16 protein-coding genes and 1 tRNA gene are annotated in these 23,490 nt (G+C 71.6%); 13 read left to right on the top strand and 4 right to left on the bottom strand.

Annotated elements, in window-relative coordinates:
- The first annotated feature begins 52 nt into the window (after window positions 1-52).
- Window positions 53-3,664, top strand: a complete 3,612-nt coding sequence (mfd, locus tag ABIC61_RS08075; protein WP_144755613.1) for a transcription-repair coupling factor — start codon at window positions 53-55, stop codon at window positions 3,662-3,664.
- A gap of 288 nt (window positions 3,665-3,952) precedes the next feature.
- Here mfd and nhaA read toward each other — a convergent pair whose 3' ends face one another.
- Entirely contained in the window at window positions 3,953-5,131 is a 1,179-nt protein-coding gene (gene nhaA / locus ABIC61_RS08070) for a Na+/H+ antiporter NhaA (RefSeq protein ID WP_354029497.1), read from the bottom strand.
- Between the two features lie 120 nt (window positions 5,132-5,251).
- Between nhaA and ABIC61_RS08065 the strand changes: the two genes are divergently transcribed.
- The 8 genes from ABIC61_RS08065 to ABIC61_RS08030 all read left to right on the top strand — a co-directional run bounded on the left by ABIC61_RS08065 (window position 5,252) and on the right by ABIC61_RS08030 (window position 13,447).
- Window positions 5,252-5,929: a MazG family protein gene (locus ABIC61_RS08065; RefSeq protein ID WP_354029496.1), complete on the top strand. Its 678-nt coding sequence runs from the start codon at window positions 5,252-5,254 to the stop codon at window positions 5,927-5,929.
- A gap of 307 nt (window positions 5,930-6,236) precedes the next feature.
- Window positions 6,237-7,481: a histidine--tRNA ligase gene (gene hisS / locus ABIC61_RS08060; RefSeq protein ID WP_354029495.1), complete on the top strand. Its 1,245-nt coding sequence runs from the start codon at window positions 6,237-6,239 to the stop codon at window positions 7,479-7,481.
- 96 nt (window positions 7,482-7,577) lie between these two features.
- Window positions 7,578-8,861, top strand: coding sequence for a phosphopyruvate hydratase (gene eno / locus ABIC61_RS08055; RefSeq protein ID WP_144755600.1), 1,284 nt, complete (start codon window positions 7,578-7,580; stop codon window positions 8,859-8,861).
- Window positions 8,862-9,166: 305 nt separating this feature from the next.
- On the top strand, window positions 9,167-9,700 hold the full coding sequence (locus ABIC61_RS08050; RefSeq protein ID WP_354029494.1) for an FtsB family cell division protein: 534 nt from the start codon (window positions 9,167-9,169) through the stop codon (window positions 9,698-9,700).
- Window positions 9,701-9,735: 35 nt separating this feature from the next.
- Window positions 9,736-10,284 carry a DUF501 domain-containing protein gene (locus tag ABIC61_RS08045; protein WP_022906197.1) on the top strand — a complete coding sequence of 183 codons (549 nt, stop codon included), beginning with the start codon at window positions 9,736-9,738 and terminating at the stop codon, window positions 10,282-10,284.
- Between the two features lie 38 nt (window positions 10,285-10,322).
- On the top strand, window positions 10,323-11,804 hold the full coding sequence (locus tag ABIC61_RS08040) for an NAD(P)/FAD-dependent oxidoreductase (protein WP_079238362.1): 1,482 nt from the start codon (window positions 10,323-10,325) through the stop codon (window positions 11,802-11,804).
- A gap of 82 nt (window positions 11,805-11,886) precedes the next feature.
- Window positions 11,887-11,960, top strand: a tRNA-Leu gene (locus ABIC61_RS08035).
- Window positions 11,961-12,106: 146 nt separating this feature from the next.
- The gene (locus ABIC61_RS08030) at window positions 12,107-13,447 is read left to right on the top strand and encodes a threonine/serine exporter family protein (protein WP_354029493.1); all 1,341 of its coding nucleotides are present in this window, start codon (window positions 12,107-12,109) and stop codon (window positions 13,445-13,447) included.
- Between the two features lie 44 nt (window positions 13,448-13,491).
- On the opposite strand, the gene ABIC61_RS08025 is transcribed toward ABIC61_RS08030, so the two are convergent.
- Window positions 13,492-15,165, bottom strand: a complete 1,674-nt coding sequence (locus ABIC61_RS08025; protein ID WP_354029492.1) for a class I adenylate-forming enzyme family protein — start codon at window positions 15,163-15,165, stop codon at window positions 13,492-13,494.
- A 106-nt stretch (window positions 15,166-15,271) separates the two neighbouring features.
- Window positions 15,272-17,620, bottom strand: a complete 2,349-nt coding sequence (locus ABIC61_RS08020; protein WP_354029491.1) for an Ig-like domain-containing protein — start codon at window positions 17,618-17,620, stop codon at window positions 15,272-15,274.
- 231 nt (window positions 17,621-17,851) lie between these two features.
- On the opposite strand from ABIC61_RS08020, the gene ABIC61_RS08015 reads away from it, so the two are divergent.
- The gene (locus tag ABIC61_RS08015; RefSeq protein WP_079238366.1) at window positions 17,852-18,433 is read left to right on the top strand and encodes a LemA family protein; all 582 of its coding nucleotides are present in this window, start codon (window positions 17,852-17,854) and stop codon (window positions 18,431-18,433) included.
- A 21-nt stretch (window positions 18,434-18,454) separates the two neighbouring features.
- Window positions 18,455-19,357, top strand: coding sequence for a M48 family metallopeptidase (locus ABIC61_RS08010; protein WP_354029490.1), 903 nt, complete (start codon window positions 18,455-18,457; stop codon window positions 19,355-19,357).
- A gap of 85 nt (window positions 19,358-19,442) precedes the next feature.
- Here ABIC61_RS08010 and ABIC61_RS08005 read toward each other — a convergent pair whose 3' ends face one another.
- A complete protein-coding gene (locus ABIC61_RS08005; protein WP_354029489.1) occupies window positions 19,443-20,702 on the bottom strand; it encodes a winged helix-turn-helix domain-containing protein in 1,260 nt (419 codons plus the stop codon).
- A gap of 94 nt (window positions 20,703-20,796) precedes the next feature.
- On the opposite strand from ABIC61_RS08005, the gene ABIC61_RS08000 reads away from it, so the two are divergent.
- Complete coding sequence (locus tag ABIC61_RS08000) at window positions 20,797-22,062, top strand: AI-2E family transporter (protein ID WP_354029488.1); 1,266 nt, start codon at window positions 20,797-20,799, stop codon at window positions 22,060-22,062.
- A 45-nt stretch (window positions 22,063-22,107) separates the two neighbouring features.
- A complete protein-coding gene (gene ilvA, locus ABIC61_RS07995; protein WP_144755580.1) occupies window positions 22,108-23,352 on the top strand; it encodes a threonine ammonia-lyase in 1,245 nt (414 codons plus the stop codon).
- Window positions 23,353-23,490: the final 138 nt, after the last annotated feature.

Raw genomic sequence — 23,490 nt, 5'->3', positions numbered from 1 at the left:
CCAGCTGCGCACGCCCGGTCCGGTGTCGGACCTCCCCGGTACCATGTCCTGAGTGACGATCTCGGGCATCATCCCTGCGCTCTCGCGCGCCTCCGCGTTCGATCGCGTCCTCCGCACCGCGAACCGTGACGCCGACTTCTCGGTCGTCGACGGCCTGCGCGTGCCGCTGCTGGGCGCGCTCCTGGCCGAGCGGAACGGGCCGCAGTGCCTCTTCGTGGTCACGGCCACCGGGCGCGAGGCCGAAGCGGTCCGCGACGCCCTCGGCAGCTACCTGCCCGACGCCGAGGTCCTCGAGTTCCCGGCGTGGGAGACCCTGCCGCACGAACGGCTGAGCCCGAGCGCGCAGACCGTGGGCACGCGCATCGCGACGCTCCGGAAGCTCGCCGCGTGGCAGGACGCCGCAGCGGGGGAGCGCCGGACCACCGTCGTCGTGGCCAGCGTCCGCGCGGCGCTGCAGCCGATCGCGGGCAACCTGACCTCGCTCGCTCCGGTCGTGCTGCGGACGGACTCCCGGGGCAACGACCTCGGAACGATCGCCGGGCAGCTCGTCGACATGGCGTACGCGCGGGTCGACCTGGTCACCCGCCGCGGTGAGTTCGCCGTGCGCGGTGGCATCCTCGACGTCTTCCCGCCGACGGCGGACCACCCCGTGCGCGTCGACTTCTTCGGCGACGAGATCGAGGCGATCAAGGCCTTCTCCGTCGCCGACCAGCGCACCACGGACGACGAGCTCGGCACGGTCGAGCTCACGGCCTCGCGCGAACTCCTGCTGAGCGACGACGTCCGGCAGCGGGCGCGCGAGATGCTGCACGAGTTCCCGAACCTGTCCCAGATGCTCGCGAAGATCGCCGAGGGCATCCCGGTCGAGGGCATGGAGTCCCTCGCACCCGCCCTCGTGCAGGACCTCGTGCCCGTGACGCACTACCTGCCGACCGACGCCGTCATCACGGTGCTCGGGCCGGAGCGGGTGAGCGGGCGCGCGCACAGCCTCGCCGAGACGAACACCGAGTTCCTGCAGGCCGCCTGGAGTGCCGCGGTCGCCGGGGCCCAGGCGCCGATCGACCTCGATGCCGGCAACTTCCTGTCCGTGCAGCAGCTCAAGAACGGCCGCGGGCAGCGCACCTGGTGGACGGTGTCGCCGTTCGACTCCGGGCTGGACGAGGGCGACACCGAGCGCGTCCTCACCGACGCCGAGGCAGTGGCCGAGGCCGGGGACTACATCCGCGTCCGGGCCGAGGCCGTCCCGAGCTTCGCCGGCAGCGCCGACGGGGCGATCGCGCACGTCAAGCAGCTCACCGACGACGGATGGGCCGTCGTGGTGACCGCCCAGGGCCAGGGGCTCGTCGAGCGGGCGGTGCAGGTGCTCGCCGACGCCGGGGTCGCAGCCCGTGCCGAAGCCCTCACCGCGCCTCCCGAGCCCGGCGTGGCCATCGTCACGACCGCCACCGTCGAGCACGGCTTCGCCACCCCGGATCCGCGCATCGCGCTCCTCAGCGAGGCCGAGTTCTACGGTCGCAGCGTCCAGCAGGGTGCCCGCACGGTGAAGAAGCTCGCGAGCCGGCGGAAGAACGTCGTCGACCCGCTGCAGCTCAAGCCGGGCGACGTCGTCGTGCACGCCACGCACGGCATCGGCAAGTTCGTCGAGCTCGTCTCGCGCGAGGTGTCCAGCGGCGGCCGCAACGCCGTGAAGACGCAGCGCGAGTACCTCGTGCTCGAGTACGCGCCGTCGAAGCGCGGCTACCCGGGCGACAAGCTGTTCGTGCCCACCGACCAGCTCGACCAGCTCTCGCGCTACGTCGGTGGCGAGTCCCCGACCCTGTCGAAGATGGGCGGCAGCGACTGGTCCGCGGCGAAGAGCAAGGCGCGGAAGGCCGTCCGCGACATCGCCGTCGACCTCGTGAAGCTCTACTCGGCGCGCATGGCGTCGAAGGGGCACGCGTTCGGCCCGGACACCCCGTGGCAGCGCGAGCTGGAGGAGGCGTTCCCGTTCGCCGAGACCGCCGACCAGCTCACCACCATCGACGAGATCAAGCGCGACATGGAGCGGCCGATCCCGATGGACCGCCTGCTCTCCGGCGACGTCGGATACGGCAAGACCGAGGTCGCGATCCGGGCGGCGTTCAAGGCTGTGCAGGACGGCAAGCAGGTCGCCGTGCTCGTCCCCACGACGCTGCTCGTCCGCCAGCACATGGAGACCTTCCAGGAGCGCTTCGCGGGCTTCCCGGTGCACCTGCGGGCCCTGAGCCGCTTCCAGACCGAGAAGGAGTCGAAGGAGACGATCGCGGGCCTCGCCGACGGCACCGTCGACATCGTCATCGGCACCCACCGGATCCTGTCCCAGGGCATCCAGTTCAAGGACGTCGGCCTCGTCATCATCGACGAGGAACAGCGGTTCGGCGTCGAGCACAAGGACCAGCTCAAGAAGCTCAAGACGAACGTCGACGTCCTGGCGATGTCCGCGACCCCGATCCCGCGTTCGCTCGAGATGGCGGTGACCGGCATCCGCGAGATGTCCACGCTCGCCACCCCACCCGAGGACCGGCACCCGATCCTGACGTTCGTCGGACCCCAGTCCGACCTGCAGGTCGCCGCCGCGATCCGCCGCGAGCTCCTGCGCGAGGGCCAGGTGTTCTACGTGCACAACCGCGTCAAGGACATCCAGTCGGTCGCCGCGCACCTCGCCGAGATCGTGCCGGACGCCCGGATCGCCGTCGCCCACGGGCAGATGTCCGAGTCGACGCTCGAGCAGGTCATGGTCGACTTCTGGGAGCGTCGGTTCGACGTCCTCGTGTCCACCACGATCGTCGAGACCGGCCTCGACATCGCGAACGCCAACACGCTCATCATCGACAAGGCCGACAAGTACGGGCTGTCGCAGCTGCACCAGCTGCGCGGACGTGTCGGTCGCGGCCGCGAGCGCGGGTACGCGTACTTCCTCTACGACGCCGACAAGCCGCTGTCCGAGACCGCGCAGGACCGCCTCGAGACCATCGCCGCGAACAACGAGCTCGGCGCGGGCATGCAGGTCGCCATGAAGGACCTCGAGCTCCGCGGCGCGGGCAACCTGCTCGGTGGCGAGCAGTCCGGACACATCGCGGGCGTCGGGTTCGACCTCTACCTCCGCATGATCGGCGAGGCCGTCTCGCAGTTCCGCGGGGACGTCGCCGAGGGGCAGACCGAACTCCGTCTCGAGATCCCCGTCGACGCGCACATCCCCGAGGACTACGTCGAGTCCGAACGGCTCCGGCTCGAGGCGTACCAGAAGCTCTCCGCCGCCTCGGCCCCCGCGGCGCAGGCGGAGGGGATCGACATGGTCCTGGATGAGCTCACCGACCGCTACGGCCAGCCGCCGCAGCCGGTGCTCACCCTCGTCGAGGTCTCGCGGCTCCGGCGGATGGCGCAGCAGGTCGGCCTGTCCGACGTCGTCGTGATGGGGTCGAACCTGCGGGTCGCGGGGAAGGAGCTCCCGGACTCGGCGCAGGTGCGGCTCAAGCGGATGTTCCCGGGCGCCCGGTGGTTCCCGCAGCAGGACGCCGCGAGCATCCCGCTGCCGAAGCCGCACGGCGAGACCCTGCCGGACGACGCGCTGATCCAGTGGGTGGAGAGCATCCTGACCGCCGTCTACGGGGCGTCGAAGGCGCCCGCCGAGACGCCCGCGGCGTAGCGAGGGCGGCGCACGGAACGCGCCTGACGACGGACTGGAGGCGCGGTGCGGGCTGGCACCGCGCCTCCAGTCCGTCGGTGGTCCCGTCCACGGCGCGTGGTGCGCGGCAGCATGGACCCGGTACGACATCTCCGACGTCGTACGACATCGGAGATGTCGCAACCGCGCGTCCGCGACTGCCCGCGTCCGCAAGGAGCGACTTCGTCGCTGTCGTACGACAGCGACGAAGTCGTTCGGAGTCGATCGGTCAACGCGAGTCCCGGCACGCACGCACCCGCGCGCGGGCTGCTACTCGGTGGCCTCGGACTCGGAGAGCTCGCGTCGCGCCCGGTAGCGGCGCGCCCGCATGCTGACGACCACGGCCGAGGCGACGATCGCGATGCCCGAGCCGACCAGGACCGCGAGGACGCCCTCGTCGAGGATCTCCTCGTTGCGTGCGAACGCCAGCTCGTTCATGAGCAACGACACCGTGAAGCCGATGCCGCCGAGGACGCCGACCGTGACGATGGACCAGAAGGACAGCGTCGACCGACCGGGAGCTCGGAAGATCCGCGTCGCGACCGCCCCGAACAGCGTGATGCCGATCACCTTGCCGACCGGTAGCGCGAGCACGACGGCCCAGAACGTGGGGGAGAGCTCGCCGATGCCCACTGCCGGCACGACGACGGCAGCCGAGGCGAACGCGAACACCGGCAGGACGATCGCGTTGGACCACGGCTCGACGTTCCCGTGCAGGGTGTGGCCGGGGCGGCGCGGCAGCACGAGTCCGAGCGCGACGCCGGCGATCGTCGCGTGCACGCCCGAGTGGTAGACGAGCCACCACGTCAGGAGCCCGAGCACGACCATGCCCGCGATGACCCACGCCTGGCCGGGACGCCCGGGGCGGAGGGCCTTGCCGAGCAGCCAGAAGGCCGCGAGCACCACCACCGCGCCGGCGAGCGCGAGGAAGTCGGTGTCGTGGGCGAACACCACCGCGATGATGACGATCGCGATGAGGTCGTCGAGCACGGCGAGTGCGAGCAGGAAGACCCGGAGCGTCGAGGGCAGCCCGCGGCCGAACATCGCGAGGACACCGAGGGCGAAGGCGATGTCCGTCGCGGTCGGGATCGGCCAGCCGTGCCCGTACGGGGTGCCGGCCGTCACCGCGAGGTACACGCCGGCGGGGACGACGACACCGCCGACCGCGGCGATGGCGGGGATGACCGCCGTCTTCGGGTTGGACAGCTCCCCGACGACGAGCTCGTGCTTCAGTTCGATCGCGACCAGCAGGAAGAACACCGCGAGCAGGCCGTCGCTGATCCAGTGCGACACCGAGAGGTCGAGACCGACAGGACCCCACGGCGCGTGGACGTGCAGGACGTGCTCGAGGCCGGGGCCGAGCGGGGAGTTCGCCACGGCGAGACCGAGGAGGGCTGCAGCGAGGAGGGCGACGGCGCTGAACCGAGGGGAGCGGAAGAGTGCGGACATGGAGCTCCGTCGTTCGGGGTCGGGCGATGGTCCGTCGACCAGACTTCCCGACACGCCACGTCCAGCATACCGGCCACGTCCAGCCGCCGTCCAGGCATCCGGGCGTGACACGATGACGGCATGACCGCCGTCTCGGACCTCGTCGAAGTCGTCGACCGCCTGCTCGCCCCGTCCGGTGGATGCGTGTGGAACCGGGCGCAGACCCACGCCACGCTCGCGCGGTACGCCGTCGAGGAGTCGTACGAACTCGTGGACGCGATCGACGACGAGGACCCGCAGGAACTGCGTGAGGAACTCGGCGACGTGCTCTACCAGGTCGTGCTGCACGCGGGGCTCGCGGAGTCGTTCGACCTCGAGGACGTGGCCGCCGGTGCCCGCGACAAGATGGTCCGGCGCCACCCGCACGTGTTCGGCGACGAGCACGCCGACACCGTCGAGGAGGTCGTCCGGGTCTGGCGAGCGGCGAAGGCGGCGGAGAAGTCGTCGCGGCGGAGCCTGTTCGACGGGGTCCCGCGGGCGATGCCGCCCCTCGAGCGTGCGGTGAAACTGCTGGAACGCCTGGAGGAACGTGGGGACGCCGCCACGGTCGTCGCCACGGTCGTGACGGACGTCCAGGACGACGTGGTCGCGTCGGGCGGTCCGGTCACGCGTGACGCCGGTTCCGGGGCCGTCGACCGATCGTGGGGCGCGGCGCTGCTCGCGTCCGTCGCGGACGCGCGGGACGCCGGGATCGATCCGATCGCGAGCCTGCGTGCTGCGGTCACCGACCTGGAAGCGGCCGGGCGCGTGAGGGACTGAGCGGGGGAGGAGTGCCGCCCGCGCGCATCGCAGCGGCGCGACGATCGGGTCCGCGGACGGCGAGAGAGTGCGGGCGTCCTCCCAACCCGAAAAAAGGAGGACGCCCGCGAGCGGGCAGACGACACCACCAGGGATAGAGGTGTCGGCAGGGAAGCCCGCTCGAACCGCGGGGCACACTGCAGCACGTTGCCCACGCGATCGGTCCGACGGATGGATCAGGCATCCGTCGGACCGAGGTTCTGGATTCAGAATATCACCCTACCGGGAGGTGCACAACCCCGAGTTGCTCGTCTGCCAGAATTGCCGCATGGCTTCGACCGTGACGGCACCCCGTGGCATGCGTGACTTCCTCCCGGCGGACAAGGCCCGGCGCGAGCACGTGCTCGGAGTGATCCGCGGCGTGTACGCCCGGCACGGGTTCGACGAGATCGAGACCCCCGTCGTCGAGGACGCCGCGCGCCTGCACTCGGGCCTCGGGGGCGACAACGAGAAGCTCGCGTTCGCGGTGATGAAGCGCGGGCTCTCGACCGAGGACCTGCAGCGTGCCGAGGCTCCGCTCGACCTCGCCGACCTCGGACTCCGGTTCGACCTCACGGTGCCGCTGGCCCGGTTCTACGCTTCGCACCGCGCCGAGCTGCCGTCGGTGTTCCGGTCCGTGCAGATCGCGCCGGTCTGGCGTGCCGAGCGCCCGCAGAAGGGGCGCTACCGCCAGTTCGTGCAGTGCGACATCGACATCCTCGGCGAGCCCGGACAGCTCGCCGAGATCGAACTGATCCGCGCGACGACGGCGGCGCTCGACGCCCTGGGGATCGCCGGCACCACGATCCGGATCAACGACCGCCGCGTCCTGCTGGCGCTCCTCGCCTCGTGGGGCATCACCGATCCGGCCGCCGCGGACCGGGCGCTCATCACGATCGACAAGCTCGACAAGATCGGCCCGGACGGCGTCGCGGCGGAGCTCCGCGAGACCGTCGGCGCCGAGCTGCCGGGGCTCGAGGACACGATCCGCGCGCTCGAGTCCGCCGACTGGGACTCGGTGACCGGCGCCGAGTGGCTCGACGCCGACGCGTTCGACGACCTGCTGCGCCTCCGCTCGGCGCTGCCCGGGGTCGACCTGCGCTTCGACCCGACGCTGGTCCGGGGCATGGGGTACTACACCGGGACGATCTTCGAGGTGGCGCACCCGGACTTCGGCTACAGCCTCGGCGGCGGCGGTCGGTACGACGGCATGATCGGCCGGTTCCTCGGCCAGGACGTGCCCGCCGTCGGGTTCTCGCTCGGCTTCGAGCGCCTGGTGGACCTCGTCACGCTGCCCGAGTCCGCGGAGTCCGACGCCGTCGTGCTCGTGTACGACAAGGACGTCGACCCGGTCCGGCTCGCCGCGCTCAAGGCCGAGGCGCTCGAGTCACACCGTCGTGTTCGGCTCGAACGGCGGACCAAGAACACGAAGAACCTGCTCGCCGGGCTCGTCGAGCAGGGCTTCGACGCGTTCGCCTCCGTCCGTGCCGACACCGAGTCGCTCGAGGGTGTGGAGTTCCGCCCGCTGGCGTGAGTTGTGCACAGGGGGCGTCATGCGCGCCTCGTGTTCACCCGGCGTCGGTAGGATCGATCCCGCAATCACCACAACCGAACGTGTAGGGAGTACCCCGTGGCCGTGATCGATGCCGTAGGAGCACGCGAAGTCCTCGATTCCCGAGGCAACCCGACGGTCGAGGTCGAGGTCCTCCTCGACGACGGCGTCGTGTCCCGCGCGCTCGTCCCCTCCGGTGCCTCCACCGGTGCGTTCGAGGCGTACGAACTCCGTGACGGAGACAAGGCCCGCTACGGCGGCAAGGGCGTCCTGAAGGCCGTCGACGCCGTCCTCGACGAGATCGGCCCGGCGCTCGAGGGCTTCGACGCCACCGACCAGCGCCTCGTCGACGCCGCGCTCATCGAGCTCGACGGCACCGAGAACAAGTCCCGTCTCGGCGCGAACTCGATCCTCGGCGCCTCGCTCGCCGTGGCCCGTGCCGCCGCCGACTCGGCCGACCTGCCGCTGTTCCGCTACCTCGGTGGCCCGAACGCGCACACGCTGCCCGTGCCGCTGATGAACGTCGTCAACGGTGGTGCGCACGCCGACACCAACGTCGACATCCAGGAGTTCTTCCTGGTGCCCTACGGCGCCGAGTCCTTCTCCGAGGCACTCCGCTGGGGCGTCGAGACCTACCACGCCCTCAAGGGCGAGCTGAAGAAGCAGGGCCTGGCGACCGGCCTCGGCGACGAGGGCGGCTTCGCGCCGGAGCTCGCGTCGAACCGTGCCGCGCTCGACTTCCTCCTCGCCGCGATCGAGAAGGCCGGCTTCACCCCGGGCAAGGACATCGCCCTGGGCCTCGACGTCGCCTCGACCGAGTTCTTCAACGACGGCAAGTACTCGTTCGAGGGCAAGCAGCTCTCGAGCGAGGAGTTCACGGCGTACTTCGCCGAGCTCGTCCGCGACTACCCGCTCGCCACGATCGAGGACCCGCTGGCCGAGGACGACTGGGCCGGCTGGACCCACCTGACCGCCGAGCTCGGCGACAAGGTGCAGATCGTCGGCGACGACCTGTTCGTCACGAACCCGAAGCGTCTGCAGCGGGGCATCGACGAGAAGGCCGCGAACTCGATCCTCGTCAAGGTGAACCAGATCGGCACCCTGACCGAGACCCTCGACGCCGTGTCCCTGGCGCACCGCCACGGCCTCACGTCGATCCTGTCGCACCGCTCCGGCGAGACCGAGGACACCACCATCGCCGACATCGCGGTGGCGGTCGACGGCGGCCAGATCAAGACCGGCGCCCCGGCGCGCTCGGACCGCGTCGCGAAGTACAACCAGCTGCTCCGCATCGAGGAAGAGCTCGGCGACGCCGCGGTCTACGCGGGCCGCTCGGCCTTCCCGCGCTCGGCTTCCCTGTAACCAGCGCACCCCACGAGACGCCGTCCTCCTCCGGGAGGGCGGCGTCTCGTCGTGCACGCGGGGCTGCGCTCGAGGTCGCACGACAGGCCGCCCGCAGGACGTCGAGGTCGCACGACATGCCGCTCGCGCCGGGCGCAGGCGACAGATCGTGCGACCTCGGCGAAGCGCGCGCGGCGTGTGACGCGACCACGGGGCGGACGTGAGCGACGTGGCGGGGGCGAGCCGCGCCTCCAGGCCGCCTGAGAGGGCACCGAACGGCCGCGTGCCGACCGCCCGACGTACCGCAGTCGGGTTATCGTCGGACCGTGCCCAGCCAGAAGCCCCGCGTCCGCCGCGTCCCCGTGGCCATGCCGGAGGGCGGCACGCCCGACCAGCCGTGGTACCGCTCGATCCGGTTCTCCGGCTTCAGCCTGCTCATGCTCGTGATCATCGTGCTGTTCGTCGTGGTCCTCGCCCCGTCGCTCCGGACGCTCATCCAGCAGCAGGAGCAGATCGCCCAGCAGCAGCGCGAGGTCGCGAGCCAGAAGGCCGACGTCGCGCAGAAGAAGAAGGACGTCGCCCGCTGGGACGACCCGGCGTACATCGAGGCGCAGGCGCGCGACCGGCTGCTCTACGTGTACCCGGGCGAGGAGAGTTACCTCGTCATGGGTGCGGAGAACCCGAAGGCCGACGGGCAGCCGACCACAGACTCCGGGACACCCGTGAGCTCGACGGTGCAGACGCCGAAGGTCGACTGGGTGCAGGCGATGCTGTCGTCGGTGCTGACGTCGGGCCTCACGGACGAGACCACCCAGGACCTCGTCGCGCCGGACGTCTCCGGCACCGGTGACACCAAGTAGGACCTGACGCGCGACTCCGGTAGGCTCACGTTCCCGTGACGACCCCTCCCTTCGACCCGCCCTCCGACCGCGACGTCCAGGTCGTGTCGGCGCAGCTCGGCCGACCGGCGCGCGACGTCATCGGGATCGCGGCACGCTGCGTCTGTGGCAACCCCACGGTCGTCTCCACGAAGCCCCGTCTGTCGAACGGCACCCCGTTCCCGACGTTCTACTACCTGTGCCACCCCGCGGCCACCGCCGCGGTCAGCACCCTCGAGGCGAACCAGGTGATGCCGGAGCTGGCAGCACTGCTCGAGGACGACACCACCGCGGCTGCGTACCTCGCGGCCCACGAGTCCTACCTGGCCGATCGCGAGTCGATCGAGCACGTCGACGAGATCGACGGCATCAGCGCCGGTGGCATGCCCACCCGCGTGAAGTGCCTGCACGCCCTCGTCGGTCACGCCCTCGCCGCCGGACCCGGCGTCAACCCCATCGGCGACCTCGCGCTCGAGCGCGCGGACTGGTCGCCCTCCCGGTGTGAGTGCCGGGCGTATGATGGCGGTGCAGACGCTGGAGTCGGGGCGGGTGGCGGCGAAGTCTGACTCGACTCCGAAACCCCCATCCAAGGAGATCATCCCCCGTGCCCAAGATCCTCGTCGTCGGCGGCGGTTACGCCGGTTTCTACACCGCCTGGAAGCTCGAGAAGCACCTTCGCCAGGGCGAAGCCGAGGTCGTGATGGTGGACCCGCTGCCGTACATGACGTACCAGCCGTTCCTCCCCGAGGTCGCCGCCGGTTCCATCGAGCCGCGCCACGCGATCGTGTCGCACCGTCGCCACCTCAAGAAGACGCGCGTCGTCACCGCGAAGGTCACGAAGGTCGACCACGCCACCAAGACGGCGACCATCACCCCGGCCGAGGGCGAGGCGTGGGAGGAGTCCTACGACCAGATCGTCATGACCGCGGGTGCGGTCTCGCGCACCTTCCCGATCCCGGGCGTCGCGGACGAGGCCATCGGCCTCAAGACCATCGAAGAGGCCGCGGCGATCCGCGACAAGATCCTCACGAACTTCCACAAGGCCGCGAACCTGCCGGCCGGTCCCGAGCGCGACCGCCTGCTGACCGTCGTGGTCGTCGGCGGTGGCTTCGCCGGCATCGAGGTGTTCGCCGAGCTCCGCTCCTTCGTCACCGACCTGCTGAAGAGCTACCCGCAGCTGTCCTTCGACGACACGCACTTCCACCTCGTCGAGGCGATGGGCCGCATCATGCCCGAGGTCTCGCTCGAGACGTCGCACTGGGTGCTCAAGAACCTCGCGCAGCGCGGTGCCACGGTGCACCTCGAGACCCAGCTGGCCTCTGCGGTCGGTGGCGTCTGCGAGCTCAAGACCACCGACGGCGCGATCGAGAAGATCGAGTCCGACCTCATCATCTGGACCGCCGGCGTCATGGCGAACCCGATGGTCAAGGGCACCGACTTCCCGCTCGAGCAGCGTGGACGCATCCGCGTGCAGCCCGACCTCCGCGTCGTCGACGACAACGGCGTGATCGCCGATGCGTGGGCCTGCGGTGACGTCGCGGCAGTCCCGGACCTCACGGGTGGTGGCGTCGGCGGCTTCTGCGTGCCGAACGCCCAGCACGCGGTCCGTCAGGCGAAGCAGCTCGCGAAGAACCTCGTCGGCACCCTCCGCGGCGAGGCGACGAACGACTACAAGCACGAGAACCTCGGCGCCGTCGCGGGCCTCGGTCTCGGCATCGGCGTCTTCCAGTCGGGCAAGTTCGCCATGAAGGGCTTCCTCGCGTGGGGCGCCCACCGCGGCTACCACGGCATGGCGATGCCGTCGTGGGAGCGCAAGTGGCGCGTCATCGGCGACTGGGTCGGTGGCTTCTTCCTCGGCCGCGACATCGCGTCGCTCGACGACCGCGAGACCCCGCGCGCCGCGTTCGAGGCGTTCGCGTCCCGTCCGAAGCCCGCTGCCGAGGCGCCTGCCGCTCCGGCAGCCGCGCAGGCTCCCGCCGAGGGTCAGCCCGCCGGGACCGCTGGCCCGGCGTACGGCGAGCCCGCGAAGGACGTCTCCAACGACGCCGAGCCCGTGAAGGCCGAGGCCTCGGCCGACGCCAAGTAGCGACACGCTCCACACGAGGCGGTCACCCCCGACGGGGTGGCCGTCTCGCTGCGTCCCGGCTGTCGGTAGGCTGTTGCGGCGCGCCCCCGTGGCCCAATCGGTAGAGGCATGCGACTTAAAATCGCCGAGTTGTGGGTTCGAGTCCCACCGGGGGTACCGGGCGCGCAGGGTGCCGGGCGTGCGTGGGGCGCCGGGCGTGCCGAGACTCGGCCTGAGCGACGGTTCTCGCGCTCCGACGTGCGAGAACCGTCGCCTGGCGCGAGACTCGGCGTCGCGCCGCGCGCGCACTACGATCGACTCTCGTGGTCGGAATCGGAAGCGCAGTCGCGAACCTGCGGAACGCCATCTACCGACCCGAGGCGCACGTCGAGGTCGTCGACGGCGAGACGGTCCCGGTCGGGATGCTGCTCGGCACGCTCGGCGCCCTGCTCCTCGACGCCGGCAGCTCCGTCACCGACGTCCGATCGGCGCTCGAGAAGGCACGTGACGCCGCCGGCGTCGGACCGACGCTCGCGGTCGGGGTCCTGCCCGCCCTGGTGATGGTGAGCGAGGTCGCCACCGGCGCCGCCACGATCGTGAACGCCGAGGGCGTGGAACTGTCCTCGCGGCAGGCCGCCCGGGCGAACCGGCTCGTCCTCGGCCTCGAGAGCGGCTCCATCGCCCTCGCTGAGATCCCCGCACGCGTCCGGGCCATCCGCGCCGGCACCGTGCCGCCACCCGCGCTGCCGTGGATCCTCGGCAACGCCCTGACCTCCGCCGGCCTCGCGGTCGTGTTCCGCTGCCCGTGGTGGGCGATCCTCGTCGCCCTCGGTGTCGGTGCGCTCGTCGGGGTGATCGGTCTGGTCCTGCGGCGCTTCCGCGAGGCCGTCGCGATCATCCCCTTCCTCGCGGCGTTCGCGTCGACGACGATCGTCGGGCTCGTCGCTGCCGGCACCGGGTTCGACCACGTCCCGCTCTTCGCGGTGTGCGCCCCCGTCGCGGTGTTCGTGCCGGGGGCGCTCATCACCAACGCCCTGCTCGAACTCACCGCCGCGGACATCGTCACCGGGTCGTCGAGGCTCGTCCAGGGGCTCATCATGCTGGGCTTCATGGCGGCGGGGATCGCCGCTGGCAGCGCCCTGACCGGGCTGCACGTCGACCCGTCCTCGGCGGCGCTCGTCGGCGAGGTCGCCGGCGTCGGCACGGACCGCGGCGGGTGGGAGGCGGTGCCGTCCTACTGGGTGTCGTGGGTCGCCGTCGTCGGTCTCGCCGTCGGCCTCGGCCTGGTGTTCCGCTCGGGATGGCGCCTGACGCTCGTGTCCGTCGCGGTCATGGTCACCGCCTACGCGCTCGTGAGCGGGACCACTCCGCTGTGGGGGAGCGTCGTCGCGACCGGGGCGACCGCCGCACTCCTCTTCGTGGCGACGCGCCTGCTGGAACGGCTCGTGCCGGCGATCCCGGCGACGGTGTCGTTCTTCCCGGCGTTCCTGCTGCTCGTGCCCGGGACGGTGGGACTCGTCGCCGTCGCGACCTTCGACCCGGTGGCGTTGGCGACCCCGCTCGCCACGTTCGTCAGCCTGTGCATCGGCACGAAGATCGGCGGGCTGCTGCCCGGCCTGTTCGCGCGGAACGCGCCGCACCGCGGGGTGGACGCGACCGGGTGACGGACTGGAGGCACGGGGCGGCGCCGCCACGTGCCTCCAGTCCGCTACGGCTCGAGCAGCAGGCCCGCGGCCTGGTCGTCCGCGGCCGTCGCCTTGGCGACGTAGTGCACCTTCTTGCCCGTCGCGTTGTAGGGCAGCTCGGTGACGAACCGGTACCTGCGCGGCCGCTTGTAGCGGGCGAGCCCGGGGTGCGTGCCGGTCCACTCCTCGAGGGCGGCTGCAGCGGCCGCGTCGTCCTCGGGCAGCCGGCCGGGCGCGCGCACGACGTACGCGGTCACGACCTCGCCCCAGCGCTCGTCGGGGACACCGACCACGATCGAGTCCGCGACGCCCGGGTGCTCCTGCAGGGCGGCCTCGACCTGTACCGGGTGGACGTTCTCGCCGCCGGAGATGATCATGTCGTCCTTGCGGCCCACGATGGTGACGCGCTCGTGCTCGTCCCACGTCGCGAGGTCGCCCGGGTAGAACCAGCCGTTCGCGAACTTCTCGGCCTCGAGGCCCGGGTTCCGGTAGGAGTAACCCGACTTCACCGTGCGGACCGCGACCTCGCCGATCTCCGTGCCGTCCTTCGGCACCGTGTCGCTCGGATCGGCCAGACGGTCCTCGTACACGCGGACCACGGCGACGTCGTCGTCGGTGCTCGCCCGGCCCGTGGAGCCGGCACCGTCGGGGAAGTCCTCGGGGCGGAGGAACGTGTTCCAGAAGGTCTCCGTCGTGCCGTACCCGTTGAAGATCCTCGGCGACAGGAGCTCCTGGTACCGCAGAGCCGCAGCACGGTCGAGCGGGGCGCCCATCGTCACGATGCCGTGCAGGGACGACAGGTCGCGCGGCTTCGACTCCTGGGCGTTCGCGAGCTGCACGAGGTTCGGCGGGGCACCGATGAGGAAGGTGAGGCGCTCGGTCTCGACGAGGTCCAGCACCCGGTCGGCGTCGAAGTGCCGGAGCGTCGTGAGCTCCGCGCCCACGTAGAACACCGGGTTCGGGCCGCCGGAGTAGAGCCCGCCGCGGTGGAACAACGGGGACATGTTGAGGGTCTTGTCGAACGGGCTGAGCGGGAAGTGCATGATGACGTCGTGTGCGCTGAGCACCTCGACGAGGCTCGGGAGCGGCACCGGCTTCGGACGCCCGGTGGTGCCGCTCGTGTAGAGCCGGGTCGTCTCGTCGTAGGTGCTGCGCGGTTCGGTGGCGGCGAGCTCGTCGGCGGTGACGGGGTCGGCACCGAGGACCTCGGCGAAGGGGACGGCGCCGTCGTCCGTCGCGTCGCCGACCACGACCACGTGCTCGGGGGCGTGCGGGGCACTGGCGAGTGCGGCCCGGATGTCGTCCGCGCGGGCGGCGTCGTACACGAGGACGACGGGTGCGGAGTCCTCGATGATGAACCCGACCTCGTCCGGAGCCAGGCGGAAGTTGGTTGGGGAGAACACCGCGCCGATGCGGTGGCACGCCAGGTACAGGATCGCGAACTCGGGGGAGTTGAACAGCTCCGCCATGACGACGGAACCGCGGCCGACCCCGTGCCGGAGGAGCCAGCCGCCCACCCGGTCGACGTCCGCGCCGAGCTCGGCGTAGGTCCACGTCCGGCCGCTGTCCGGTTCCCGCAGTGCGGGACGGCCGGCGAAGCGGTGGGTGTTCCGGGCGAAGCCGTTCGCGTACGTGTAGCTGGTCTCGAAGACGTCGCGGAACCGCGTCGGGTCGTAGTCGGATCGGGTCTCGGTCATCGTCGCTCCCTGAAGCGGTCGTGCTGGTGCACCGCGCACCGTTCGTCAGCGTATCCGCCGGACCGGCTCGGGGAAGCGCCTCGCTCGGACGAGTCGTGCCGGCGTGTCAGGCACGGCTGTCCGCTCGTGCACCGCGCGTCCACAGGGTGCTCGCGACGGCCGCCGCGGTGCAGGAAGCGGCGATGACCGCGAGCGCGACGGGGGAGACGTGCGTACCGGCGGTCCCGGAGTAGACCGCCGCGGCCAGGGCGACGGCGACCGCGGCGATCGCGACGTAGCGACCACGGGACTGCGTGAGCAGCGCGTGGCCGGCCGATCCGGTCAGCGGCAGCAGCGTGGCCACCACCGCTCCGAGGCCGCCGACGCACAGGGTGATGGCGAACTCGGACACGAACGAGATCCAGAAGCCGGACCCCGGCGTCAACGAGTGCAGGACCCACCCAGCGGCCGCGACGACGAGCAGGGCGACCGACCGCCAGGTCGCGCTCCGAGCGCCCGCGACGATCGACGACCCGAGGCGGAGGGCCGCGGTGTCGAGGTCGGGTCGACCGACCGGGACCAGGACGACTCCGACGATCACCGCCGGCGACAGCTCGAACGACCGGGTCACGGCGCAGGCGACGAGTGCCGCGAGGACCAGCCACGGCGACACCCGGAAGCCGATCGTGCGGCGGTCCGAACCGGCCGCCCACCGCGCGGCGAGCACGACCGTGGTCGTGAGGACCGCGGCACCGAGCAGGACGGCGATCGCCAGGCGGACGTAGCGGGCTTCGAGGGAGACCCCCACGCCGAGGACGGTGCACAGCGCGACGACCACCACGGCGATGCTGATCGAGACCCACGTCGGCAGGACGTCGTCCCCGCGTCGCCGCTCGTCCCGGGAGCGGTTCCGTCCCAGCACACCGGCGAAGGGGTTGCGGACCCGACCCCGGACGGCGCCGGCGACGAGGGCGAGCGGGCCGGCGATGAGCACGAGGAACCCGGCCGCGACCGCGGTGGCCACGAGGACGGTCCGCCACGAGAACGCGGCCTGGATCGTCGGGACCGTGGTGTCGTACGCGGTGGACGCGGTCCAGTCGCCGGCCGGTCCGGACCAGTCGAGGCCGCCGTGCGCGGAACCCACACCGGTGCCGCCGACGCCGCCGGCGCCATCGGTGGGGCCGTTCGACGTGCCACCGGTGCCCGAGCCGGAGCCGCTGTCGCCGGAAGCGCCGGTCGAGGTCGGATCGCCGTCAGGCGAGCCCGGTCCGGTGCCGTTCCCGGACGCCGTGCCGGTGGCGCTCGTCGCCCCGGAGGCGCTCCCGGTCCCGGGTGCCCCCGGCGTACCGGGACCGCTCGACGAACCGGTCGGCTCGCCGGACGACTGGGAGACCCGCACCCGCACGGCAGCCGACGACGTCGAGAAGTTGCCGGCGGCGTCCTGCTGCGTCGCGGTGATGCTCCGCGTGCCGCCGAGCAGCGTCGACCCCGCGGTCGAGCAGGACCACCGGCCCGAGGCCGGGACGTCCGTCCGGCACACCGGCGCACGGTCGACGTACACGGTCAGGACCGCGCTCGGCTCGCCGGTGCCGGACACCCTGGTGGGCTGGGACCCGATCCGCTCCCCGGTCGCGGGAGCGGTGATGCGCGGGGCGGCCGGGGCGGTGCGGTCGAGCGTGATCGTCACGGGTGCGGAGGCCGCACTGCGCAGGTCGGACCGGTACCCGGCGGCGGTGCTCGCGGTCTGCGTCGCGGTGACGACGGGCCGGGCGTCCCCACCGGCGCCGGGCGTGGCGCCGCCGAGCGAGATCGTCCACCGACCGTCGCGGCCCACGGTCGCGGTGCGGTCGGTCGTCGAGCCGGACACCGAGAGGATCACCGTGGCGCCGGCGTACCCGGTGCCGGACACCGGTCCGTTGGTGGGGCGGGAGGTCGTGACGGCCGGCGGGACGATGACGTCCGACGCCGGGGCCGACGCGGATCCGACCTCGGCGGTCGTGCGGTCCTGGACGGTGAAGACCTGCTGCGGCCCGGACCGGACGGCCGCGACGCACGACCACGAGCCGTCGTCGCGCACGGTCGCCGGACACCCGGCGGAACCGGTCGCGACGGGCCCGGTGACCCGGAGGGCATGACCGGGCGTCCCGGTGCCGTGGAACCGGGCGGTGCTGCTCGTGATGTCACCCGGGTCCGCGATCGTCGGTCGGACGGGCCGTCCGGTCGGCGGCGAGGTGGGTGTACCCGGCGCGGGCGAGAGCTGGTTCTGCGGCACCGGGGTCGACGTCGGCGCGGTCGTCTCCGCGACCGCGACGGACGGCGCCGGGGCCGCGATCACGACCGCCGGGATCGCGATCGCCGCGAGCAGGCCGGCGACCAGGGCGGCCGCGGACATCGCGAGCACGGTGAACCGGGATCGCCGAACACGGCCGTCGCCCCCGACTGCCTGTCCGTCCACGTTCTCCCGCAGCGTGTTCATCCGCCTCCATCCCACGTGATCGAACGGCTGCGGTCAATACGCCGGACGGATGATGTCCGCCGACCGAGCGACACGCCGGTGAGCCCGAACGCCTGGTGTGTGCGACTCGGGAATCGGCCGTGAACCGACCTCCCGGGCGGGAGCAACCGTGCCCGCTCGGTACAATCGATCCCGGCCGTTCTGCGGTCCCCGAACCACCGCGGATCCCGACGCGCAAAGGAGTACGACCTCATGGACACCGGACTCATCACGACGCTGATCGTCGTCGGAGTGGTGGTGGTCCTCCTCGTGATCATCGGGATCTACCTCTGGGTCACGTACAACTCGCTCGTCACGCTGAAGGTGCGCGTCGACGAGGCGTGGAGCGACATCTCCGTCCAGCTGAAGCGTCGCGCGGACCTCATCCCGACCATCGTCGAGACGGTGAAGGGCTACGCCACGCACGAGAAGTCCGTCTTCGACGACGTCACGAAGGCACGCTCCGAGACGCTCAGCGCCGGCGACGCGTCCACGGCCTCCGCTGCCGAGGGGCACATGCAGAAGGCCCTGAAGAGCGTCTTCGCCGTGGCCGAGGGCTACCCGCAACTGCAGTCGAGCCAGAACTTCCTGCAGCTGCAGTCCGAGCTCGTCGACACCGAGGACAAGATCCAGTCGGCCCGGCGCTTCTACAACGGTGGCGTCCGCGAGCTCAACACGAAGATCCGGGTGTTCCCGAACTCCTCGTTCGCGAAGAGCCGTGGCTTCACCGAGGCATCGTTCTTCGAGACCGCCGAGCCCGCGGCCATCGCCGAACCGCCGCGCGTCCAGTTCTGATCCCTCCGGCGTCGTCCTGACGTGTACAGCGCCATCGCGCGGAACAAGCGCAACACCGTCCTGATCGTCCTCGTCTTCCTGCTCGTCATCGGGGCCCTCGGCTTCCTCGGCGGGTACCTCGCCGGCAACGTCTCCATCGGCGTGATCGTGCTCGTCGTCGCGCTCGGGTACGCGGTGCTGCAGTACTTCCTCGCCGGCAGGCAGGCCACGTCGATCGCGGGTGGCATCGAGATCGACCGGAACACCGAGCCGCGGCTCTGGCGGACGGTGGAGAACCTCGCGATCGCGACGGGCATGCCGATGCCGCGGGTCTTCGTCATCGAGGACCCGTCGCCGAACGCCTTCGCCACCGGCCGCGACCCGGACCACGCCATCGTCGCGGCCACCACCGGTCTGCTCGCGATCATGGACGACCAGGAGCTGCAGGGCGTCATGGCGCACGAGCTCGGGCACGTCCGGAACTACGACATCCGGGTCTCGACGATGGTGTTCGGGCTCGTCGTCGCGGTCGGTCTCATCGCCGACGTGCTCCTGCGCATCTCGATCTTCAGCGGCCTCGCCGGTGGGCGGAACCGCAACAACGACAACGGCGGCGGGAACAACCCGATCCTGCTCATCGCGGGCATCGTTGCCGTCATCGTCGCGCCGATCGCGGCCGCGGGCGTCCAGGCAGCGGTGTCGCGCCAGCGCGAGTACCTCGCCGACGCGACCGGCGCGATGACGACCCGGCACCCCGAAGGACTGGCCCGCGCGCTCGAGAAGCTCGGCGCGTACGGGCGACCGATGCAGACCCAGAACTCGTCGATGGCGCACCTCTGGATCGCGGACCCGATGCGTCCGGGCGTGATGGACCGCCTGTTCTCCACGCACCCGCCGCTGCAGGACCGCATCGCTCGGCTGCGCGGCAGCCTCGACCGCTTCTGAGCGGGGCGTCCCGTACGGGGCGCGCGGGGCGCGAGTGGGCGACGGCCTGGAGGCGCGGTGCGGGCCCGCCCCGCGCCTCCAGGATTCAGACGGCCGGTTCCAGGGCCGCGGTCGCCTCGGCGTCGTCCGCCGCGACGTGCGGGACGAGCGCGACGCCGAGCGCTCCCGCGACCGCTGCGGCGGCCGTGCCGCGGTCGGTGACCTCGACCCCGTCGAGCCCCTGCCACGCCGCGGTCCGACGCAGGGTGTCGGCCAGTCGGTCGGGATCGAGTCGTTCGCCCGGCTCCTGCCACGCCGTCCGGACGCGGAGCACCCCGCGCTGCCGATCGCTCTTCAGGTCGATGCGTCCGACCAGCCGGTCGTCCTGCAGCACCGGCAGCACGTAGTACCCGAACACCCGCTTCGGCGCGGGCGTGTAGATCTCGATCCGGTAGTGGAAGCCGTACATCCGCTCGGCCCGTCGCCGGAACCAGACGACGGGGTCGAACGGGCTGAGGACGGCGTCCGCGGTCAGGCGACGGGGGACCCGGGCGTCGGCGTGCATCCAGGCGCGCTCGCCCCATCCCTCGACGGTGACCGGGACGAGCTCCCCGGCGGCGACGAGTTCGGCGATCGCGGCAGCGGTGTCGTCGGAGCGCAGTCGGAAGTAGTCGGCGATGTCGGCGCGGGTGCCGATGCCGAGCGCACGGGCGGACCGGCGGACGAGCTCCCGGATCGCGACGGGCCGTGCGGGTGCCGTCTCGAGGGTCCCCGCGGGCAGGACCTGCTCGGGCAGCGCGTACACGCGTTCGAACCCGGACCGCCCGGCGCTCACGACGTCGCCCCAGCGGAACATCTGCTCGAGTCCGAGCTTGACGTCGCTCCAGCCCCACCACGGCCCGCGGCGGACGTTCGACTCGTGCTCGACCGCGCTCGCCGGCATCGGTCCCTCGGCCCGGAGCAACGCCTGGAGTTCGCGGCGGACGCCCTCGGTCCGGGTGACGCTCTCGACCCGGGTGGGCCAGGAGTCCCGGTCGCGCAGCGCGTCCATCCGCCACCGGAAGAGCGGGAGGTCGGCGCGGTCGACGAACGCTGCCTCGTGTGCCCAGTACTCGGCGTAGGGGCCGCGCTTCGCCATGGTCAGCCGGTCGAGCGTCGTCTTGTCGTACGCACCGAGCCGGGCGAAGAGCGGGAGGTAGTGGCTGCGCTCGAAAACGTTCACCGAGTCGATCTGGAGCAGGCCGAGCCGAGCGAAGCCGGCGTTCAGCGCCCGGGTCGAGACGGAGTCCGCCGGCGGCTGCCCGAACCCCTGGGCAGCAAGTGCGACACGGCGGGCCTCGGCAGCGGAGAGCGTGGTCCTGACCATGCGCACGACGCTACCGATCGCCGCCGACACCGCACGTACCCCGGCGTATGCCGCATCTGGTACCTGTCGGTCAGCACATCGATACACTCCAGGAATGGCATGGGGCAGAAAGCAGCAACCGACGCATCCCGACCCCGTGGTCGAGGACTCGGTCCCGATGGGCATGCGCATCGCGGGTGCCTGGTCGTGGCGGATCCTCGTGGTCATCGGCGTGATCGCGGTCTTCATCTGGCTGATGACGATCTTCAGTCAGATCCTCATCCCGTTCCTCGTCGGCATCGTCGTGTCCGCGCTGCTCGTGCCGATCTCGAACTGGATGCAGCGACACCACGTGCCGAAGTGGCTGGCGGTCGTGATCAGCCTGCTCGGCGGGCTGGCAGCGATCGGTGCGCTCGTGTGGCTCGTCGTCGACCAGATCATCGCGTCGTACCCGTCACTCCGTGACCGAACCGTCGACCAGTACGCGAACATCAAGGACCTCGTCCTGAACTCCGGCCTCGGCATCACGCAGAGCGACGTCAACGGTTGGCTGGACGACGGCACGAAGTGGCTGCAGGACAACTCGGCGTCGATCCTGTCCGGCGTCGCGAGCGCGGGTTCCGGCGCCACGCACGTGTTCGAGGCGCTCTTCATCATCCTGTTCACCACGATCTTCCTGCTCATCGACGGCAAGAACGTCTGGCGCTGGGCCGTCCGGCTCTTCCCGAAGAAGGCCCGTGCGACCGTCGACGGCGCCGGTGTCGCCGGGTGGATCACCCTGACGAGCTTCATCCGCGTGCAGATCTTCGTCGCGTTCGTCGACGCGGTCGGCATCGGCCTCGGTGCGTTCATCGTCGGACTGTTCTTCGGCGGGATGCCGCTCGTCATCCCGATCGCCGCGTTCGTCTTCCTCGGCGCGTTCATCCCCGTGGTCGGTGCGATCGTCACCGGCTTCCTCGCCGTCTTCGTCGCGTTGATCTTCAACGGGCCGGTCGCCGCGGTGCTCGTGCTCGCCGTCGTCCTGCTCGTGCAGCAGATCGAGGGGCACATCCTCCAGCCGCTCGTGATGGGGAACGCCGTCAAGGTGCACCCGCTCGCCGTCGTCCTCGGCGTCACGGCGGCGTCCGGGCTCGCGGGCATCGCCGGGGCGTTCTTCGCCGTCCCGCTGATCGCCACCGTGAACACCATGGTCATGACGATCGCGAGCGGTCGGTGGCGCGGACTCGACTCCGAGCACGTGCTCGAAGCGACCCCGAAGCGTGGCCAGCACGGGCAACTCCAGCTCCGCCGGGGCCGTCGCCACAAGGTCGGCGACCCGGTCCCCGCGCCGGGCAGCAAGCCGGAACCCACCGCGGCTGAGGGCACTGCCAGCACCAACTGACGTCACGGGTTCGTCACGAGCGTCCGGACCGAGGATGATGGGACGGTGACCGACACGACTACGCCGCTGATCCCCACGCTCGACGACATCGAGAAGGCGCGCGAGACGATCGCCGGGGTCGCACGGGTCACGCCGATGGAGACGTCGCAGTTCCTCGCGGAGCTGCTCGGATCACCGGTGCACCTCAAGTGCGAGAACCTGCAGCGGACCGGTGCGTACAAGGTCCGCGGGGCGTACAACCGCCTGTCGACCCTCACGCCGGAGCAGCGCGCCGCGGGCGTCGTCGCCGCGAGCGCGGGCAACCACGCGCAGGGCGTCGCCCTCGCCGCCCGTGAGCTCGGCATCCCCGCCACGATCTTCACCCCGGTCGGTGTCGCACTGCCGAAGCTGCAGGCCACACGGCACTACGGCGCCGAGGTCGTCCTCCGTGGCCACTCCGTCGAGGAAGCCCTGAGCGCCGCCAAGGACTTCGCGGCCCGGACCGGCGCGGTCTTCATCCCGCCGTTCGACCACCCCGCCGTGATCGCCGGCCAGGGCACCCTCGGCCTCGAGATCCTCGACCAGGTGCCCGACGCGGACACCGTCATCGTGCCGATCGGCGGCGGCGGGGTCATCGCAGGCATCGCCCTCGCCGTGAAGGGCGTCGCCGAGCGCCTCGGACGCCCGATCCGCGTGATCGGCGTCCAAGCCGAGAACGCCGCCGCCTACCCGAGCTCGCTCGAGGCGGGCGAGCCGGTCACGGTCACCACGAAGCCGACGATCGCGGACGGCATCGCCGTGGCGCGCCCCGGCGACCTGAACTTCCCGATCATCCGCGACCTCGTCGACGACATCGTCACGGTGTCCGACGACGACGTCGCCCGTGCGCTCCTGGTGCTCCTCGAGCGCGCCAAGCTCGTCGTCGAGCCGGCCGGTGCGGTGGGCGTCGCGGCGATCATGTCGGGTGCGGTGCGGGACACGGGCCGCACCGTCGTGCTGCTCAGCGGGGGCAACATCGACCCGCTCATGATGGAGCGTGTGATCACCCGCGGTCTCGTCGCGGCGTCGCGCTACATCGGCATCCGGATCATGCTGCCGGACCGCCCGGGGCAGCTCGCACGCGTCTCGCAGGTCATCTCCGACGCGGGCGCGAACGTCGTCGAGGTGCTGCACACCCGCCACGGCCAGGGCCTCGTGATCAACGAGGTCGCGCTCGACCTCTCGATCGAGGCGCGCGGCCCGGAGCACGCGCAGGAGGTCATCCACCGGCTGCGCGAGGTGGGCTTCCGTCCGGAGCTGCTGGAGCACTGAAACGAGACCCCAGAACGGACTGGAGGCGCGGGGGGGGGGGGGCCCCCCCCCCCCCCGCCGGGGGGGGGGGGCCCCCCGGCCCCCCCCCGACCGGGGGGGGCGCGCGGCCGTCGGGCCCCCGACCGCGCTCGCCGATGC

The sequence above is a fragment of the Curtobacterium sp. 1544 genome (genome assembly GCF_040544915.1).
Classification (GTDB): Bacteria; Actinomycetota; Actinomycetes; order Actinomycetales; family Microbacteriaceae; genus Curtobacterium; species Curtobacterium pusillum_C.
Note: the sequence above shows the minus strand (reverse complement) of the source record. Positions and strands in the feature narration are given on the sequence as shown.

Excerpts from the sequence above, each read along its gene's own strand:
- ABIC61_RS08005 (WP_354029489.1), bottom strand. The coding sequence starts at position 20,702 with ATGGTCAGGACCACGCTCTCCGCTGCCGAGGCCCGCCGTGTCGCACTT.
- ABIC61_RS08015 (WP_079238366.1), top strand. The coding sequence starts at position 17,852 with ATGGACACCGGACTCATCACGACGCTGATCGTCGTCGGAGTGGTGGTG.
- ABIC61_RS08065 (WP_354029496.1), top strand. The coding sequence starts at position 5,252 with ATGACCGCCGTCTCGGACCTCGTCGAAGTCGTCGACCGCCTGCTCGCC.
- hisS (WP_354029495.1), top strand. The coding sequence starts at position 6,237 with ATGGCTTCGACCGTGACGGCACCCCGTGGCATGCGTGACTTCCTCCCG.
- ABIC61_RS08000 (WP_354029488.1), top strand. The coding sequence starts at position 20,797 with ATGGCATGGGGCAGAAAGCAGCAACCGACGCATCCCGACCCCGTGGTC.
- ABIC61_RS08020 (WP_354029491.1), bottom strand. The coding sequence starts at position 17,620 with ATGAACACGCTGCGGGAGAACGTGGACGGACAGGCAGTCGGGGGCGAC.
- ABIC61_RS08025 (WP_354029492.1), bottom strand. The coding sequence starts at position 15,165 with ATGACCGAGACCCGATCCGACTACGACCCGACGCGGTTCCGCGACGTC.
- nhaA (WP_354029497.1), bottom strand. The coding sequence starts at position 5,131 with ATGTCCGCACTCTTCCGCTCCCCTCGGTTCAGCGCCGTCGCCCTCCTC.